15 protein-coding genes are annotated in these 15,342 nt (G+C 74.9%); 10 read left to right on the top strand and 5 right to left on the bottom strand.

Features of this window, described 5'->3' with window-relative positions:
* Positions 1–467: 467 nt before the first annotated feature.
* The 4 genes from ACFQH9_RS17770 (at position 468) to ACFQH9_RS17755 (ending at position 5,990) form a co-directional block, all read left to right on the top strand.
* A complete protein-coding gene (locus tag ACFQH9_RS17770) occupies positions 468–2,138 on the top strand; it encodes an nSTAND1 domain-containing NTPase (protein ID WP_379567259.1) in 1,671 nt (556 codons plus the stop codon).
* Between the two features lie 21 nt (positions 2,139–2,159).
* Positions 2,160–3,521 carry a cystathionine beta-synthase gene (locus ACFQH9_RS17765; RefSeq protein WP_379567258.1) on the top strand — a complete coding sequence of 454 codons (1,362 nt, stop codon included), beginning with the start codon at positions 2,160–2,162 and terminating at the stop codon, positions 3,519–3,521.
* Between the two features lie 362 nt (positions 3,522–3,883).
* The gene (locus ACFQH9_RS17760) at positions 3,884–4,831 is read left to right on the top strand and encodes an endonuclease/exonuclease/phosphatase family protein (RefSeq protein ID WP_379567257.1); all 948 of its coding nucleotides are present in this window, start codon (positions 3,884–3,886) and stop codon (positions 4,829–4,831) included.
* 10 nt (positions 4,832–4,841) lie between these two features.
* Positions 4,842–5,990: a cystathionine gamma-synthase gene (locus ACFQH9_RS17755; protein ID WP_379567256.1), complete on the top strand. Its 1,149-nt coding sequence runs from the start codon at positions 4,842–4,844 to the stop codon at positions 5,988–5,990.
* Positions 5,991–5,996: 6 nt separating this feature from the next.
* Here the strand turns inward: ACFQH9_RS17755 and ACFQH9_RS17750 are convergent, their stop codons facing one another.
* Positions 5,997–6,263 (bottom strand): hypothetical protein, encoded by a 267-nt coding sequence (locus tag ACFQH9_RS17750; RefSeq protein ID WP_379567255.1) that lies wholly within the window; start codon positions 6,261–6,263, stop codon positions 5,997–5,999.
* Positions 6,264–6,391: 128 nt separating this feature from the next.
* On the opposite strand from ACFQH9_RS17750, the gene ilvA reads away from it, so the two are divergent.
* A complete protein-coding gene (ilvA, locus tag ACFQH9_RS17745; RefSeq protein ID WP_379567254.1) occupies positions 6,392–7,624 on the top strand; it encodes a threonine ammonia-lyase in 1,233 nt (410 codons plus the stop codon).
* A gap of 45 nt (positions 7,625–7,669) precedes the next feature.
* Here the strand turns inward: ilvA and greA are convergent, their stop codons facing one another.
* Positions 7,670–8,158: a transcription elongation factor GreA gene (gene greA, locus ACFQH9_RS17740; RefSeq protein WP_379567253.1), complete on the bottom strand. Its 489-nt coding sequence runs from the start codon at positions 8,156–8,158 to the stop codon at positions 7,670–7,672.
* A gap of 396 nt (positions 8,159–8,554) precedes the next feature.
* Here greA and mca point away from each other — a divergent pair, with 396 nt between their 5' ends.
* The 4 genes from mca (at position 8,555) to ACFQH9_RS17720 (ending at position 12,593) form a co-directional block, all read left to right on the top strand.
* Positions 8,555–9,448, top strand: a complete 894-nt coding sequence (mca, locus tag ACFQH9_RS17735) for a mycothiol conjugate amidase Mca (protein ID WP_379567252.1) — start codon at positions 8,555–8,557, stop codon at positions 9,446–9,448.
* 97 nt (positions 9,449–9,545) lie between these two features.
* A complete protein-coding gene (locus tag ACFQH9_RS17730; RefSeq protein WP_379567251.1) occupies positions 9,546–9,842 on the top strand; it encodes a hypothetical protein in 297 nt (98 codons plus the stop codon).
* Between the two features lie 56 nt (positions 9,843–9,898).
* The gene (locus ACFQH9_RS17725) at positions 9,899–11,908 is read left to right on the top strand and encodes a thioredoxin domain-containing protein (RefSeq protein WP_379567250.1); all 2,010 of its coding nucleotides are present in this window, start codon (positions 9,899–9,901) and stop codon (positions 11,906–11,908) included.
* 82 nt (positions 11,909–11,990) lie between these two features.
* Positions 11,991–12,593: a hypothetical protein gene (locus tag ACFQH9_RS17720; RefSeq protein ID WP_379567249.1), complete on the top strand. Its 603-nt coding sequence runs from the start codon at positions 11,991–11,993 to the stop codon at positions 12,591–12,593.
* A 116-nt stretch (positions 12,594–12,709) separates the two neighbouring features.
* Here ACFQH9_RS17720 and trhA read toward each other — a convergent pair whose 3' ends face one another.
* Positions 12,710–13,339 (bottom strand): PAQR family membrane homeostasis protein TrhA, encoded by a 630-nt coding sequence (gene trhA / locus ACFQH9_RS17715; protein WP_379567389.1) that lies wholly within the window; start codon positions 13,337–13,339, stop codon positions 12,710–12,712.
* 178 nt (positions 13,340–13,517) lie between these two features.
* Here trhA and ACFQH9_RS17710 point away from each other — a divergent pair, with 178 nt between their 5' ends.
* Positions 13,518–14,285 (top strand): isoprenyl transferase, encoded by a 768-nt coding sequence (locus ACFQH9_RS17710; protein WP_379567248.1) that lies wholly within the window; start codon positions 13,518–13,520, stop codon positions 14,283–14,285.
* Positions 14,286–14,360: 75 nt separating this feature from the next.
* Here ACFQH9_RS17710 and ACFQH9_RS17705 read toward each other — a convergent pair whose 3' ends face one another.
* Both ACFQH9_RS17705 and ACFQH9_RS17700 read right to left on the bottom strand, forming a co-directional pair.
* Entirely contained in the window at positions 14,361–14,708 is a 348-nt protein-coding gene (locus ACFQH9_RS17705) for a hypothetical protein (protein WP_379567247.1), read from the bottom strand.
* Between the two features lie 269 nt (positions 14,709–14,977).
* Complete coding sequence (locus tag ACFQH9_RS17700) at positions 14,978–15,322, bottom strand: hypothetical protein (protein WP_379567246.1); 345 nt, start codon at positions 15,320–15,322, stop codon at positions 14,978–14,980.
* Between the last annotated feature and the right edge of the window lie 20 nt (positions 15,323–15,342).

The following is a 15,342-nucleotide window of genomic DNA, read 5'->3' as shown; positions in this document are numbered from 1 at the left end:
CCCGGGGTCCACGTGTCCGGGCCCTCCTCGCCGCGGGACCCGTCCGCCTCGCCCGCGTGCACGCGCCGTCGGCCTCCTCGATCTGCACTGTGCTCCGCACCGTCCGCGCTGCGGGTCCGCACCCGGGGGGCACGGGACGCGTGGGCCCGCGGCGCCCGGCGGTGGTGGGCGCCGCGGGTGCTCGGGACCGGGCCTTCGGGCCCGGGTGGGGAGCACGCCGACAGGGGCGACGACGGCGTGCCCCTCCGGTCACCGCCCGTGTCGGAACCCAGGAATCTAGTCCGAACGGAGGGCCGCCGTGCTCCGGAGAGGCGCTGTGGGGCCGGCTCGTACAACCTCGTACACACGGACGGGGCCCCGGGCCCGCCGTCCGGCAGGTTTGCCGGACGGCGCACGGGGGTGCCGCGGCGCCCTAAGCTCCCGGCACCCGGGGACGGCCCCCGGGGGCGCGTCGGGGGGAGCCGGGGATGCCGCAGCCGTCCGGCGACCCGGACGCCGTCGTCGACCGGGCCGGGCTCGCCGCGCAGCTGGGCCGCATGAAGGAGGCCACCGGGCTGAGCTTCCGGGCGCTCGCCGGGCGCACCCAGCAGTCGGGTGTCCCGCTGCTGCCCTTCACCACGGTGCGCGACTACGTCCAGGGTCGCTCGCTGCCTTCCGCGATGCGGCTCGACGCCCTCCTCACCGCGTTCGGCGTGCCGGCGGAGGACCCGGTGCGCGAGCGCTGGCGGGCCGCCCTGCGGCGCGCGGCCGCGGCGCCGGTGAAGCCGCCGCCCGGTCTGCGTCCGTATCCCGGGGCCGCACCGGTCGCCGGGCCGCTGCCCGGCCGGGCCGACCTGGTGGCCGAGGTGCTCGAGCGGGTCCGGGCCGTGCGGCCGTCGGGCGGGGTGGTCGTGGTGGCCGGGCCGTCCGGGGCGGGGACGAGCTCGCTGCTCCGGGCGGGGGTGCGCCCGGCGCTCGAGGGCGCGGTCGCGGTGCTCGAACCCGCTTGCGATCCGGCGGGGCTCCGCACCCTCCTCGGCGAGGCGGAGACCGTGCTGGTCGACGACGTCCACCACGGCGTCGCGGCGGCCGGGCTGCGGGACCTGCTCGGCGCGGTGCCGCCGGGCCGCGTCGTGTTGCTCGGGGTCCGCGAGGACGCCCTCGCCGCGCTCGGTGACTCCACGGGGGATCCGGTACGCGTGCCCGGGATGGGCGCGGCGCAGCTGCGCGAGGCCGTCGCCGCGCCCGCCCGCGCCGCCGGTTTCCCGGTGGCGGAGGGGCTGGCCGAGCTGGTGCTCGGCGAGCTCGAGGTCCCGCCCGGGGCCCCGGCGTCGCCACCGGGGGTCCTGCCCCTGCTCGCGCTGGCGTTGGCCGCCGCCTGGGAACGCACCGCCGCGGCGGGCGGCCCGGAGATCACGATCGCGCACTACCGCGCCGCCGGTGGGGTGTACGGCGCGGTGGCTCGCGCGGCCGAGGCGGCGTACGAGGTGCTCCCGCCGGAGCGGCGCGCGCTCGTCCGCCCCCTGCTGCTGCGGCTGGTCCGGGTGCCGGGGACCGCGGGCGTCGCGGACCCGGTCCGCCGGCGCATCCGCCGGTTCGGGCTCACGTACGGGCTCGACGCCGGGGCGGCCGCGGAGGTCGACGCGACCGTCGAGGCGTTGGTCGCCGCCCGGATCCTGGTGGCCGGGGAGGGCACGCTCGAGCTCGCCCACGACGTCGTGCTACGGGCGTGGCCGCGGCTGGCCGGCTGGGTCCGGGAAGACCTCGCGCGGCCCGCCCGCGGGACCGTGACCGACGGGGCGCGGATCTGGCACGACAGCGGCCGCGACGAGGGGACGCTGCTGGGCGGCCGCGTGCTCGCGGAGGCGGAGGCGTTCGCGACCGCGGAGCCCGGTGAGCTCTACCCGCTCGAACGCGAGTTCCTCGCCGCGAGCCGGGCGCGGGAGGCCGCCCGCACCGGTCCGGCCCGGGGGCTGCGGGTGGCCGTCGCGGTGCTCGCCGTGCTGCTGGCGGTCGCGATGGCGGCCACGGCCTATGCGTTCACCCGTGTCCCCGCCGACCGGACCGGGCACGGCGGCCGGTCCGCGGGCGAGGTGGGGGTGGTGGCCGCCGCGGCGGCCGTGGTGGCCGGGCCGGAACCGCGCGTCCCGTCGCCCTGAGCGATCGGGCACGATGACGGCATGCGCTACGCCGAGCACATCTCCGACCTCGTCGGGAACACGCCGCTGGTGAAGCTGGGCGGCATCGCCGCGGGCCTGTCCCCGCTGGTGCTGGCGAAGGTCGAGTACATGAACCCCGGCGGCAGCGTGAAGGACCGCATCGCGCTGAAGATGGTCGACGCGGCCGAGGCCTCCGGCGAGCTGCGCCCGGGCGGCACCATCGTCGAGCCGACCTCCGGCAACACCGGCATCGGCCTGGCCATGATCGCCCAGCGCCGCGGCTACAAGTGCGTGTTCGTGTGCCCGGACAAGGTCGGCGAGGACAAGCGCAACGTGCTCAAGGCCTACGGCGCCGAGGTCGTCGTGTGCCCCACCGCGGTCGACCCCGACCACCCCGACTCGTACTACTCGACGTCGGACCGGCTGGTCCGCGAGATCGAGGGCGCCTGGAAGCCGAACCAGTACGCGAACACGAACAACCCGGCGTCGCACTACGAGGCGACCGGGCCGGAGATCTGGGAGCAGACCGAGGGGCGGATCACGCACTTCGTGGCCGGCATCGGCACCGGCGGCACGATCTCGGGCACCGGCCGGTACCTCAAGGAGGCGTCCGGCGGGCGCGTGCGGATCGTCGGCGCCGACCCCGAGGGCTCGGTCTACTCCGGCGGGACCGGGCGGCCGTACCTGGTCGAGGGCGTCGGCGAGGACTTCTGGCCGACGACCTACGACAAGGAGGTGTGCGACGAGATCGTGGCCGTCTCCGACGCCGACTCCTTCCACATGACCCGCCGGCTCGCCCGCGAGGAGGCGCTGCTGGTCGGCGGCTCGTGCGGGATGGCCGTCGTCGCGGCGCTGCAGGTGGCCGAGAGCGCCCCGCCGGACTCGGTGATCGTCGTCCTGCTGCCCGACGGCGGGCGCGGCTACCTCGGCAAGGTCTTCAACGACACGTGGATGGCCAGCTACGGGTTCCTGCCGCCGAGCGCCGGCGCCACGGTCGGCGACGTGCTGCGGCGCAAGGACGGGACGCTGCCCGATCTCGTCCACGCGCACCCGAACGAGACCGTCGCCGACGCCGTGCACTACCTGCGGGAGTTCCACGTCTCGCAGATGCCGGTGGTCCGCGCCGAGCCGCCGGTGATGGCCGCCGAGGTCGTCGGGTCCGTGGTCGAGCGGGACATCCTCGACCTGCTGTTCACCAACCGCGCCAAGCTCTCCGACCGCCTCGACCAGCACATGTCCGCGCCGCTGCCGACCATCGGCGCGGGCGAGCCGCTGGAGACGGCGATGGGCGCCTTCGCGGCCGCCGACGCCGCCCTCGTGCTGGTCGACGGCAAGCCCGCCGGCGTCGTCACCCGCTCGGACGTCCTGGCCTTCCTGGGGTGACCCTCCGCGACGCGAGGGAAGCGGGCCTGCCTCGCGGCCGCGGGTGGCAGTCGCCACTCGCGCGCCCACGGCTCGCGCAGCAGTCGCAGCTCCGAGTAGGGCAGGGTCACGTCCGGGGAGGCGCTGCACGCTCGTCCGGACGGCGTCGTCCACCTGATGATCAGCGCACACCCGGTCGACGGCCCCCGTCGCGACCGATCAGGTGTTCCCGGATCCGGACCACCAGGTCGACCGCCGCCGCCTTCCCGGGCCGAAAGGGAGTGTGGGCACCGAGCTCTTCGACCTCGTGAGTGGCGAGAGTCGCCACGGCGACCACCGCCACTCACAGGGCCCCCTCAGCCGGCGCGGCTACCGTCTGGCCCATGCGGAGATCCCTGCTCGCGACCGTGCTCGGCGCGGGCGCCGCCGCCGTCGTCCTGCCGGACCGGCTCGGGCTCGACCGGCGGTACCCCTTCACCGCGCTCGGTGCGCTGCGCCCGCACACCACCACGGCGGCGGCCGTCGCCGCAGGTGTGCTGGCCGTGGCCCGGCCCACCCGCCCGGCCGGGCTCGCCGTCGGCGCGGTCGCGCTGGCCGGGGCCGCCGGGCTGGTGCCCCGGGTGGTCCCGCGCCGCCGGCCCGCCGGGACCGCGGACCTGACCGTGCTGGCCGCGAACGTCTGGGACGGCAAGGCCGACGCGGGCGCGCTCGCCGCCCTGATCGCCCGCGAGCGCCCCGACCTGGTGTCGCTGCCGGAGTCCGGGCGCTCGTACCGCGACAAGCTGATGCCGCTGCTCGACGGGCTCGGCTACCGCTCCTGGGTGTCCACCGAACCCGGCAGGCCCGACGGCTGGTCCGTCACCCTGCTCGTCGCCGACCGCATGGGCGACGTGGAGGTCGGCTCCGGCCCCGAGCTGCGACGCCAGCACCTCTGGGCCCGCGGCGGTCGGCTCGGCGCCCGCCGCTTCCACGCCGTGCACCCGCAGGCGCCCATGCGGCGCTGGCAGACCCGCGTCTGGTCCCGGGACATGGACAGCATCGCGCGGTGGAGCGCCGCGCTGCCCGCCCCGATCGTCGCCGGGGACTTCAACGCCACTCTCGACCACGCCCCGCTGCGCCGCGCGCTGACCGGCGTGCGCGACGCCGCCGAGGGCACCGGCCGGGGCCTGACCGGCACCTGGCACACGAGGCTGCCCCGGTGGGCCGGCATCCGGATCGACCACGTCCTCGTCCCGCGCGAGGCCCGCACCACCCGTTACGCGGTGCTCGACCTGCCCGGCTCGGACCATCGGGCGGTCCTGGTGGGGATGCGGCTGCCCGGGGCCGCGTAGCCTCGCCGCCATGCGCGGCTTCTCCACCCGGGCCATCCACGCCGGCCAGGACCCCGACCCGACCACGGGCGCGGTGATCGTGCCGATCCACGCCAGCTCGACCTTCGCCCAGGACGGCGTCGGCGGGTTGCGCGGCGGCTACGAGTACTCCCGCTCCGCCAACCCCACCCGGACCGCGCTGCAGGAGTGTCTCGCCGCGCTGGAGGGCGGGCGCCACGGGTTCGCGTTCGGCTCCGGCATGGGAGCGTCGGACGTCCTGCTGCGGGTGCTCCTGAAGCCGGGCGACCACCTCGTCATCCCGCACGACGCCTACGGCGGCACGTACCGGCTGGTCGACAAGGTCCTCACGCAGTGGGGCGTCGAGTACTCGAGCGTCGACCTCTCCGACGTCGACGCGCTGCGGGCCGCGCTGCGCCCGACCACCAAGGTCGTGTGGTGCGAGACCCCGACGAACCCGCTGCTGGGGATCGCCGACATCGCGGCGCTGGCCGAGGTCACCCGCGGGACGGGCGTGCGGCTGGTCGTCGACAACACCTTCGCCTCGCCCTACCTGCAGCAGCCGCTCGCCCTCGGCGCGGACGTGGTGCTGCACTCCACGACCAAGTACGTCGGCGGCCACTCGGACGTCGTCGGCGGGGCGCTGGTGCTCGACGACGACGAGCTCGCCGAGCAGCTCCGGTTCACCCAGAACTCGGTGGGCTCGGTCCCCGGCCCCTTCGACTCCTGGCTGACGCTGCGCGGCGCCAAGACGCTCGCGGTGCGGATGGAGCGGCACAGCGACAACGCCGAGCGGATCGTCGACGCGCTGGTCGACCACCCCGCCGTCGCGCAGGTCCTCTACCCGGGCCTGCCCGGGCACCCGGGCCACGAGGTCGCCGCGAAGCAGATGCGCCGCTTCGGCGGCATGGTGTCCTTCCTGGTCGCGGGCGGGAGGGAGGCGGCGCTGAAGGTCTGCGCCTCCACCGAGCTGTTCACCCTCGCCGAGTCCCTCGGCGGCGTCGAGTCGCTCATCGAGCACCCCGGGCAGATGACGCACGCCTCGGTGGCGGGTTCGCCGCTGGAGGTGCAGGACTCCCTGGTCCGCCTGTCCGTCGGCATCGAGGACGCCGACGACCTGGTCGAGGACCTGCGCACGGCGCTCGACGCCGCCGCCTCCTAGGACCGCTCAGGAACGCGGCGGGACCGGGGCCGAGGGGGCCACCGGCGTCGGCGCCGCCGGCGCGGCGGGGACGACGAGGTCGTCGGGGGAGAGGCAGCCGCCGACGAGCTCGTACCCGCCGTGCACCGGGACGTAGTGCCCCGGATCGGTGCAGCCCGCCTGCTCCACGGTCACGATCGCGAGGGTGCCGAGCACCGCGGCCGCGAGCAGGGGGACCGCGGCGCGGGCGCCCTTCGGCCCGCCACCCGTCCGGTGACCCACCCCGCCCCGCATCGTGCCTCCCCCGAGAAACCGCCCGTTCGCGAGGCTACCGGGCCCGGTGGCACGATGCGGGGGTGGACGCCGACTCCGGGACGACCGGCCTCCGAACGGCCGACCGAGGTCCCTCGACGGCGGCACCGGTGGGGATCGCGGAGATCGAGGCGGCCCGGGAGCTGCTCGCCGGCGTCACCCGCGCCACGCCGGTCGCGCGGTCCCGTGCGCTCGGTGAGGCCGTGGGCGGACCGGTGTGGTTCAAGTGCGAGAACCTGCAGCGGACCGGTTCGTTCAAGATCCGCGGCGCGTTCACCCGGCTCTCCCGGCTGTCCGACGCGGAGCGGGCCCGCGGCGTCGTCGCCGCCAGCGCGGGCAACCACGCCCAGGGGGTCGCCCTCGCCGCGCAGCTGCTGGGCATCGACGCCACCGTGTTCATGCCCGCGGGCGCCGCGCTGCCCAAGGTCGAGGCCACCCGCGGCTACGGCGCGCACGTCCGCCTCGGCGGGGGCTCGGTCGACGAGGCCCTGGTCGGCGCGCTCGAACACGCCGAGCGCACCGGTGCCGTGCTCATCCACCCCTTCGACCACCCGGACGTGATCGCCGGGCAGGGCACGGTGGGTCTGGAGATCCTCGAGCAGGTGCCGGACGTCGCCACCGTCCTGGTCGCGACGGGCGGGGGCGGCCTGCTCGGCGGGATCGCCGCGGCCGTCAAGGCGCACCGGCCCGAGGTGCGGGTGGTCGGGGTGCAGGCCGCCGGCGCGGCGGCCTGGCCGGGCTCCCTCGCGGCGGGCGAGCCGGTGCCGCTGGGCGCGATGCGGACCATCGCCGACGGCATCGCGGTCGGCCGGCCCGGGGACGTCACCTACCGGCAGGTCGAGGCGCTCGTCGACGAGTTCGTCGTGGTCGGCGAGGACGCGCTCTCCCGCGCCCTGCTGTTCAGCCTGGAGCGGGCCAAGATGCTGGTCGAGCCCGCGGGCGCGGCCCCGGTCGCGGCGCTGCTCGACGACCCCGGCCACTTCCGGCCGCCCGTGGTCGCGGTGCTCTCCGGCGGCAACGTGGACCCGCTGGTCCTGCTGCACGTGATCCAGAACGGCATGGCCGCGACCGCGCGGTACCTGTCCCTGGTCGTGCGGATCGGGGACCGCCCGGGCGCCCTGGCCGCGCTGCTGACCCGGGTGGGCGAGCTCGGCGCCAACGTGATCGACGTCGAGCACGCCCGGATCAGCGCGACCGTCCCGATGGGGGAGGTCGACGTGGCCGTGAGCCTGGAGATGCGCGGCCCGGAGCACTGCCGCGAGCTGGTCGCCGCGCTGCGGGACGCCGGCCACCGCGTGACGGTGACCGGCGTGCCGGACGGGGACCCCCGGCTCGGGCCGTGAGAGGTCGGGCCGTGCGGGCCGGACCGTGCGTGGTCGGGGCCGGACTCAGGCGGTGAACGGCTCGATGTCGACGAGCGTGACCCGCATGCTGCCGCCGTCCGGCAGCGGGTACTCGCGGTCCTCGCCCTTCTTCGCGCCGAGCAGCGCGGCGCCGAGCGGGGAGTTCGGCGAGATCACCTGCAGGTCGCCGTGGCTGCCCTCCTCGCGGGAGCCGAGCAGCACCTTCTCGGTGTCGTCGTCGTCGGAGTACTTGATGGTGAGGACGGTGCCGGGCGCGGCCTCCTCGGCGCTGGTCGGCGACGTGCCGACCTGGGCGGTGCGCAGCAGCTCCTGGAGCTGGCGGATGCGCGCCTCCTGCTGGCCCTGCTCCTCGCGCGCGGCGTGGTAGCCGCCGTTCTCCTTGAGGTCGCCCTCCTCGCGGCGGGCGTTGATCTCGGCGGCGATGACGGGACGGTTCGCGATCAGCTCGTCGAGCTCCGTCTTGAGCCGGTCGAAGGCATCCTGGGTGAGCCAGGTCACCTGAGTCTCCGTCACGGTCATCACTCCTCCAGCGAACCGGGCACCGCACCGCGCGGGCCGGGCGCCCGGCATGTCACGCGGGCACGATCGGGGCCGTCCACCTACAGGCCCCGAGTAAGGAAAAACACGACCCGCCTGCGGGCCGTGTGGGAATCACCCTAGCACGGGACCGAACGCTGGGCGCGGTCCTTCGGCGAACGGTCGGGCGTCCGAGGAAGTTCCCGGGGCATCGTTTGTGCTGGTGGGGGGGTTCGGGGAAGAGTCGCGGGGGCTCCGGCGTTGACCTCCCGCGAAGAGAACGTCGGTGGCGCATGCCAGGATCGGCCTCGACCGGCCGAGGCGGCGCCCCGGCCCAGCGAGGCACCCGCCCGCCACCGCGGGCGCGAGGACACGGAAGGACCCCGGTCACCCATGACGTCCGAACGCGAGCCGTTGCGGCTGATGACCGTCCACGCCCACCCGGACGACGAGTCGAGCAAGGGCGCCGCCACCACGGCCCGCTACGTCGACGAGGGCCACGAGGTCATGGTCGTCACGTGCACCGGCGGCGAGGCGGGCAGCATCCTCAACCCCGCGATGGACCGGCCGGACGTCCTGGAGAACATGTCCGCCATCCGGAAGCAGGAGATGGCCCGGGCGGCGGAGATCCTCGGCGTGCGGCACCACTGGCTCGGCTTCGTCGACTCCGGGCTGCCCGAGGGCGACCCCAAGCCGCCGCTGCCGGAGGGCTGCTTCGCGCTGGTCCCGCTGGAGGAGTCCACCGAGGCCCTCGTCCGCGTGATCCGCGAGTTCCGCCCCCACGTGCTCGTCACCTACGACGAGAACGGCGGCTACCCGCACCCGGACCACATCCGCACGCACGAGGTGTCGATCGCGGCGTTCGAGGCGGCCGGGGACCCGGAGCGGTTCCCCGGGGCCGGCGCGCCGTGGCAGGTGCTCAAGCTCTACTACTCGCACGGCTTCTCCAAGAAGCGGATCCTCGCGTTCGACGAGGGGCTGAAGGCCCGCGGCCTGGAGTCCCCGTACGGCGAGTGGATCGCCAACTGGAAGGACCGGCCGGACCCGGGCGAGCGCGTCACCACGCGGGTGGAGTGCGCGGACTGGTTCGAGCGCCGGGACGACGCGCTGCGCGCCCACGCGACCCAGATCGACCCGACCAGCCGGTGGTTCTTCACCCCGCTGGAGCTGCAGCGCGAGATCTGGCCGTGGGAGGAGTACGAGCTGGTCCGGTCGCTGGTGCCCAGCCCCACCCCGGAGGACGACCTCTTCGCGGGCCTGCGCGAGCCCGCGCTGCGGGCGGGCTGAGCGGGAGGTCCGCACCGGCGCCGTACGCGGGGCGACCGGTCCCGCGTAGCCTGGACCTCCGAGGACCTGACCTGACCTGCGACGGGAGTGACGAGACGTGCTGGTCGTGCTGGGCGGCGTGCCCGCTGTGTCTCCGGCGGCGACGGTCGCCACCGTCCTGGCGCAGAACCCGGAGCCCCCGGCGGACAAGGGCGAGGAGTTCGGCAAGGCCTCGCCGGTCGCGCTCGTGGTCATCCTGTGCCTGGCCGTCGCCACGATCGCGCTGATCGTGTCGATGAGCCGGCGGATCCGGCGGCTGCCGCGGACGTTCGACGAGGACACCGAGGCGGGGCCCGCCGAGGAGGCCCGCGAGGAGAACGGCACGCCCGCCGGGGAGCGCCCCGAGCAGCGGTGAGCCGAGGCGTGTCCGTCCGGGCGGCGGGCCGCTGCGGCCGGTGACAGGGTGGGCGCATGTCCAACCGGCTCGCCGAGGCGACCAGCCCGTACCTGCTCCAGCACGCGGACAACCCCATCGACTGGTGGGAGTGGTCCGACGAGGCGTTCGCGGAGGCGCAGCGCCGGGACCTCCCGGTGCTGCTGTCCGTGGGCTACGCCGCCTGTCACTGGTGCCACGTCATGGCGCACGAGTCCTTCTCCGACCCGGAGACGGCCGCGCAGGTCAACCGCGACTTCGTGGCGATCAAGGTCGACCGGGAGGAGCGACCGGACATCGACGCGGTCTACATGGCGGCGACCCAGGCCATGACCGGCCAGGGCGGCTGGCCGATGACCTGCTTCCTCACCCCGGTCGGCGAGCCCTTCCACTGCGGCATCTACTACCCGCCGACGCCCCGGCACGGCATGCCCTCGTTCCGGCAGCTGCTCGACGCCGTCACGCAGGCGTGGACCCAGGACGGCGCGCGGGTGCGCGGCGCGGCCGGGGAGATCGCCGCCCGGCTGGCCGACGCCGCGCACGTCGCACCGCCTCCGGTGGCGGTCGACCCGGACGTGCTCGACGCCGCCGTGGCCGGCCTCGTCGGGGACTTCGACGCCGAGCGCGGCGGGTTCGGCGGCGCCCCGAAGTTCCCGCCCTCGATGACGCTGGAGTTCCTGCTGCGCCACCACGAGCGCACCGGGTCGGCCGACGCCCTGCGGATGGTCGAGCGGACCTGCGGGGCGATGGCCCGCGGCGGGATGTACGACCAGCTCGCCGGCGGCTTCGCCCGGTACAGCGTCGACGCCGCCTGGGTGGTGCCGCACTTCGAGAAGATGCTCTACGACAACGCCCTGCTCCTGCGTGTGTACGCGCACTGGGCCCGCCGCACCGGCTCGCCGCTGGCGACCCGCGTGGCCACCGAGACCGCCGGGTTCCTGCTGCACGACCTGCGGACCCCGGAGGGCGGCTTCGCCTCCGCGCTCGACGCCGACACCGACGGCGTCGAGGGGCTGACCTACTCCTGGACGCCCGGCCAGCTCGCCGAGGTGCTCGACCCGGAGGACGCGACCTGGGCGGCGCAGCTGTTCGAGGTCACCGAGGCGGGCACCTTCGAGCACGGGGCGTCGACGCTGCAGCTGCTGCGCGACCCGGACGACCCGGAGCGCTGGGAGCGCGTGCGCGCGGTGCTGTACGCCGCCCGGTCGGCGCGGCCGCAGCCCGCCCGGGACGACAAGGTCGTCACCGCGTGGAACGGCCTGGCGGTGCAGGCGCTCGCCGAGGCCGGCGCGGCGCTCGGCCGGCTGGACTGGGTCGCCGCCGCGGGGGAGGCGGCCGACCTGCTGCTGCGCCTGCACGTGGTCGACGGCCGGCTCCGCCGGTCCTCGCGCGACGGCGTGGTGGGCTCGGCCATGGGCGTCCTCGACGACCACGCCTCCCTCGCCGAGGGGCTGCTCGCCCTGCACCAGGCCACCGGCGACCCGGCCCGGCTCGCGGCGGCCGTCGAGATCCTGGACCTGGCCGTCGCGCACTTCCGCGGCGAGGGCCCCGGCGCCTGGTACGACACCGCCGACGACGCCGAGGAGCTCCTGCACCGGCCGCGCGAGATCACCGACAACGCCACCCCGTCCGGCGGCTCGGCCCTGGCGAACGCGCTGCTCACCGCGTCGGTGCTGGTCGACGAGGAGCGCTCCGGCCGGTACCGGGAGCCGGCCGAGGAGTCCGTGCACGCCGTCGGCGGGTTGTTCGCCCGGCACGCCCGCTTCGCCGGGCACTGGCTCACCGCGGCGGAGGCGCTGACCTCCGGCCCGCCCCAGGTCGCGCTGGTCGGGCCTGTCGGCGATCCGGACCGCGAGGCGCTGCTCGCCCGGGCCCGGGCGCTGGTGCCCGGGGGCGGCGTCGTCGTCCCGGGGGACCCGGACGCGCCCGGGGTTCCGCTGCTGGCCGACCGCCCGCTCGTCGCCGACCGGCCCGCCGCGTACGTCTGCCGCGGGTTCGTGTGCGACCGGCCGGTCACCACGCCCGAGGAGCTGGCCGCCCTGCTCTGAGTTCCCGTCCGCCCTCGGAGAACGGTCCGACGCGCCTTGTGTAGCGGTGTAATCTCGTAAGCATCGCAGCGGGAGGTGCGGGATGACAGGACGGATGCACAAGGGCTGGCACGGCGGTGGGCGCGGGCAGGGCCGCGGGCCGCGGGGCGGGTGGCAGCAGGCGGACCTGCCGGACACCGGCGACGCCGCGGCGTGGCTGCGGGGCCGGCTGCCCGACGGCTGGTTCGTCGGCGCGCCGGACGTCACCATCGACCGGGAGGAGATCGTGATCGTCGGCGAGCTGGCGCCGGTCGAGGGCGACTTCCCCGACACGGACGCCGGGCGGGCCGAGAAGGCGGCCGCGGCGGCGGGGCGCATCGCGCGCTTCCGCGAGGAGACGCGCGAGGAGCGGATCGACATCGCCCGCCAGGCCGAGCACCGCTACCAGCGCAAGGTGGCGTGGGGCGCTCGGATCGGCGAGGTCGAGGAGCTGTTCACCACCGCGTCCGTCCCGGTGATGACGCGGCTGCGCCAGCCGGAGCGCATGGTGCTGGACACCCTGGTCGACTCCGGGGTGGCCCGCTCGCGGTCCGACGCGCTGGCCTGGGCCGTGCGCCTGGTGGGCCGCAACGCCGACACGTGGCTCGCCGACCTGCGCGAGGCCATGGCCAAGGTCGACGAGCTGCGCACCCGCGGCCCCGAGTGAGAGCCCTGCGGAAGGCTCTTCCGGGGCCCCTCTGACGGCGTCATGGAGCCATGACGCCGATTCCGACCGGCTCCGACAGCGTCAGGGCTCCCTGGTGCGGTGGTGAGGGCGGCTGCTCACGAGCCGAAGAGCGCGAACCAGATCGCGATCTGGTGGCAGATCGCGGCCAGCACCGTGGCCGCGTGGAAGAACTCGTGGTAGCCGAAGGTCTTCGGCCACGGGTTGGGCCAGTGCACCGCGTAGAAGATCGCTCCGGCGGTGTAGAGCGCGCCGCCGACCAGCAGCAGGACCAGGGCGGCCACGCCGGCGTTGTGCAGCAGGTCCGGCAGCACGAACACCGCGACCCAGCCGAGCGCGAGGTAGATCGGCACGGCGAGCCACTTGGGCGCGTGCGGCCAGCACGTCTTCAGGATGACGCCCGCCAGCGCGCCACCCCACACCACGCCCAGCACGATCCGGGCGGTGCCGGGGTCCATCGCCAGCATCGCGACGGGCGTGTACGTGCCCGCGATGAACACGAAGATCATCGAATGGTCGAGCCGCCGCATGACGAGGCGGCTGCGCGGCGTGCTCCAGGTCCGGCGGTGGTACAGCGCGCTCACCCCGAACAGGCCGAGGATCGTCACGCTGTAGACCGAGGTCGCCAGCGCGGCGGCGGCGCCGACCAGCGACGCGGAGACGGCGATCAGGGTGGCGCACGCCGCCACCGAGGCCACGAACGACCAGAAGTGGAGCCAGCCACGCATCCGCGGCTTGACGAAGGGAAGGTCCGACGGCGGCTGGACGGTCCCGGCGGTCACCCGCCCGAGGGTACGCGATCTCCCTGCGCGGCCGGGTTGCCGGCCGGTGGCCCGTCGGTGAAGAGGCTCCGGACCCGGGCCTTCGCGCACAGGTGGTCCGCGCCCGCGGCGTAGGCTCCGCCCCGTGGGTGTCCGTGACCTCCTCTATTCGACCTACGAGGCGAGGCTCGCCCGGCATCTGGTCGGCGCGGAGCGTCCCCGCCATGTCGCGCTGATCCTCGACGGCAACCGGCGATGGGCCCGCGACGCCGGGCTCGAGGACGTCAACGACGGCCACCGGGTCGGCGCGGCGAAGATCTCCGACCTGCTCGGCTGGTGCGCCGACGCCGGGGTCGAGGTCGTGACCCTGTTCCTGCTGTCCACGGACAACCTGTCCCGCCCGGCCGACGAGCTCGAGCCGCTGCTGGAGATCATCGCCGACGTCGTCGACGAGCTCAGCGGCCCGTCCGCCCCGTGGCGGCTGCGCGTCGTCGGGGCGCTGGAGCTCCTCCCCGAGTGGATCGCGCAGCGGCTCACCGCGGCCGCCGCCCGCACGACGGACCGCCCGGGCCTGCAGCTCAACGTCGCGGTCGGGTACGGGGGCCGGCAGGAGATCGCCGACGCCGTGCGCAAGCTGCTGCTGCAGTACGCCGAGTCCGGGTCCTCGATCGAGGAGCTGGCCGAGGTGCTCGACGTCGACCACATCGCCGCGCACCTCTACACCTCCGGCCAGCCCGATCCCGACCTCGTGATCCGCACCTCGGGGGAGCAGCGGCTCTCCGGTTTTCTGCTCTGGCAGAGCGCGCACTCCGAGTTCCATTTCTGCGAGGCCTACTGGCCCGAGTTCCGTCGGGTCGACTTCCTCCGGGCGTTGCGCGACTACGCGGCCCGGCACCGTCGATTCGGCGGCTGACCCGCGCCCACCCCGAGAACGCGGAACGGCGCCGGCCCCGAAGGGCCGACGCCGTTCTGCGTCGGGAAACGAATCTCAGTCGTCGACCGAGTCGCCGGCGGCCGACTCGATGCCGCAGGTGCGGTCGGTGTCGGTGTGCACCGAGCTGTTCGCCTTGGCGTTGCCGAACAGGCCGAGCGCGCCGGTGGCGGAGCCGACGATGTCCTTGACGTTGGCCTGGCCGGCCAGCACGCCGGCGTTCACCGGAACGTCGTTGTTGCAGGCCTGGACCGGCACGTTGGCGTTGTTGCCGGAGACGTTGATCAGACCCTTGCCGGACTTGTCGATGCCGGTCTCGTGCGACTCGTGGGCGAACGCGAGCGGGCTGACGGCGACGACGGACGCGGCCGAGGCGGCGGCGACCAGGGCGACCTTCTTCAGCATTCTTCTTCTCCTGTGTGTGTACGGGCCCGGGGAAGGCCCGGACTGTCGAGTCGGTGTCCGACCGGGGAGCCCGCACCGACTGCGGATCACGCTATCGGAGCAATCCGGGAATGGCGAAATCCGTACCACGATCGTGTTGGATCACGATTCGGGACAAGGTTACTCACTCGATCGGTTGAGTTCTGGCTCACCACTGCGAAAAGGCTCGGAAAAGACGGGACGCCGACCCGCGAAAGGCGGGCCGGCGTCCGGTCGTGGAGCCGGTGAGGTCAGTCGACCGAGTCGCCGGCGGCGGACTCGATGCCGCAGGTGCGGTCGGAGTCGGTGTGCACCGAGCTGTTGGCCTCGGCCTTGCCCAGGATGCCCAGCGCGCCGGTGGCGACGCCGGTGATGTCCTTGAGGTTGGCCTGGCCGACCAGCAGCCCGGCGTTCACGGGAACGTCGTTGTTGCAGGCCTGGATCGGCACGTTGGCGTTGTTGCCGGAGACGTTGATCAGGCCCTTGCCCGACTTGTCGATGCCGGTCTCGTGCGAGTCGCTCGCGAACGCGAGCGGGCTGACGGCGACGACGGACGCGGCCGAGGCGGCGGCGACCAGGGCGACCTTCTTCAGCATGTTCTCTCCTGTGTGTGTAC

Origin of the sequence: Pseudonocardia lutea, from assembly GCF_042658055.1 — a bacterium.
Lineage (GTDB): Bacteria > Actinomycetota > Actinomycetes > Mycobacteriales > Pseudonocardiaceae > Pseudonocardia > Pseudonocardia lutea.
Note: the sequence above shows the minus strand (reverse complement) of the source record. Positions and strands in the feature narration are given on the sequence as shown.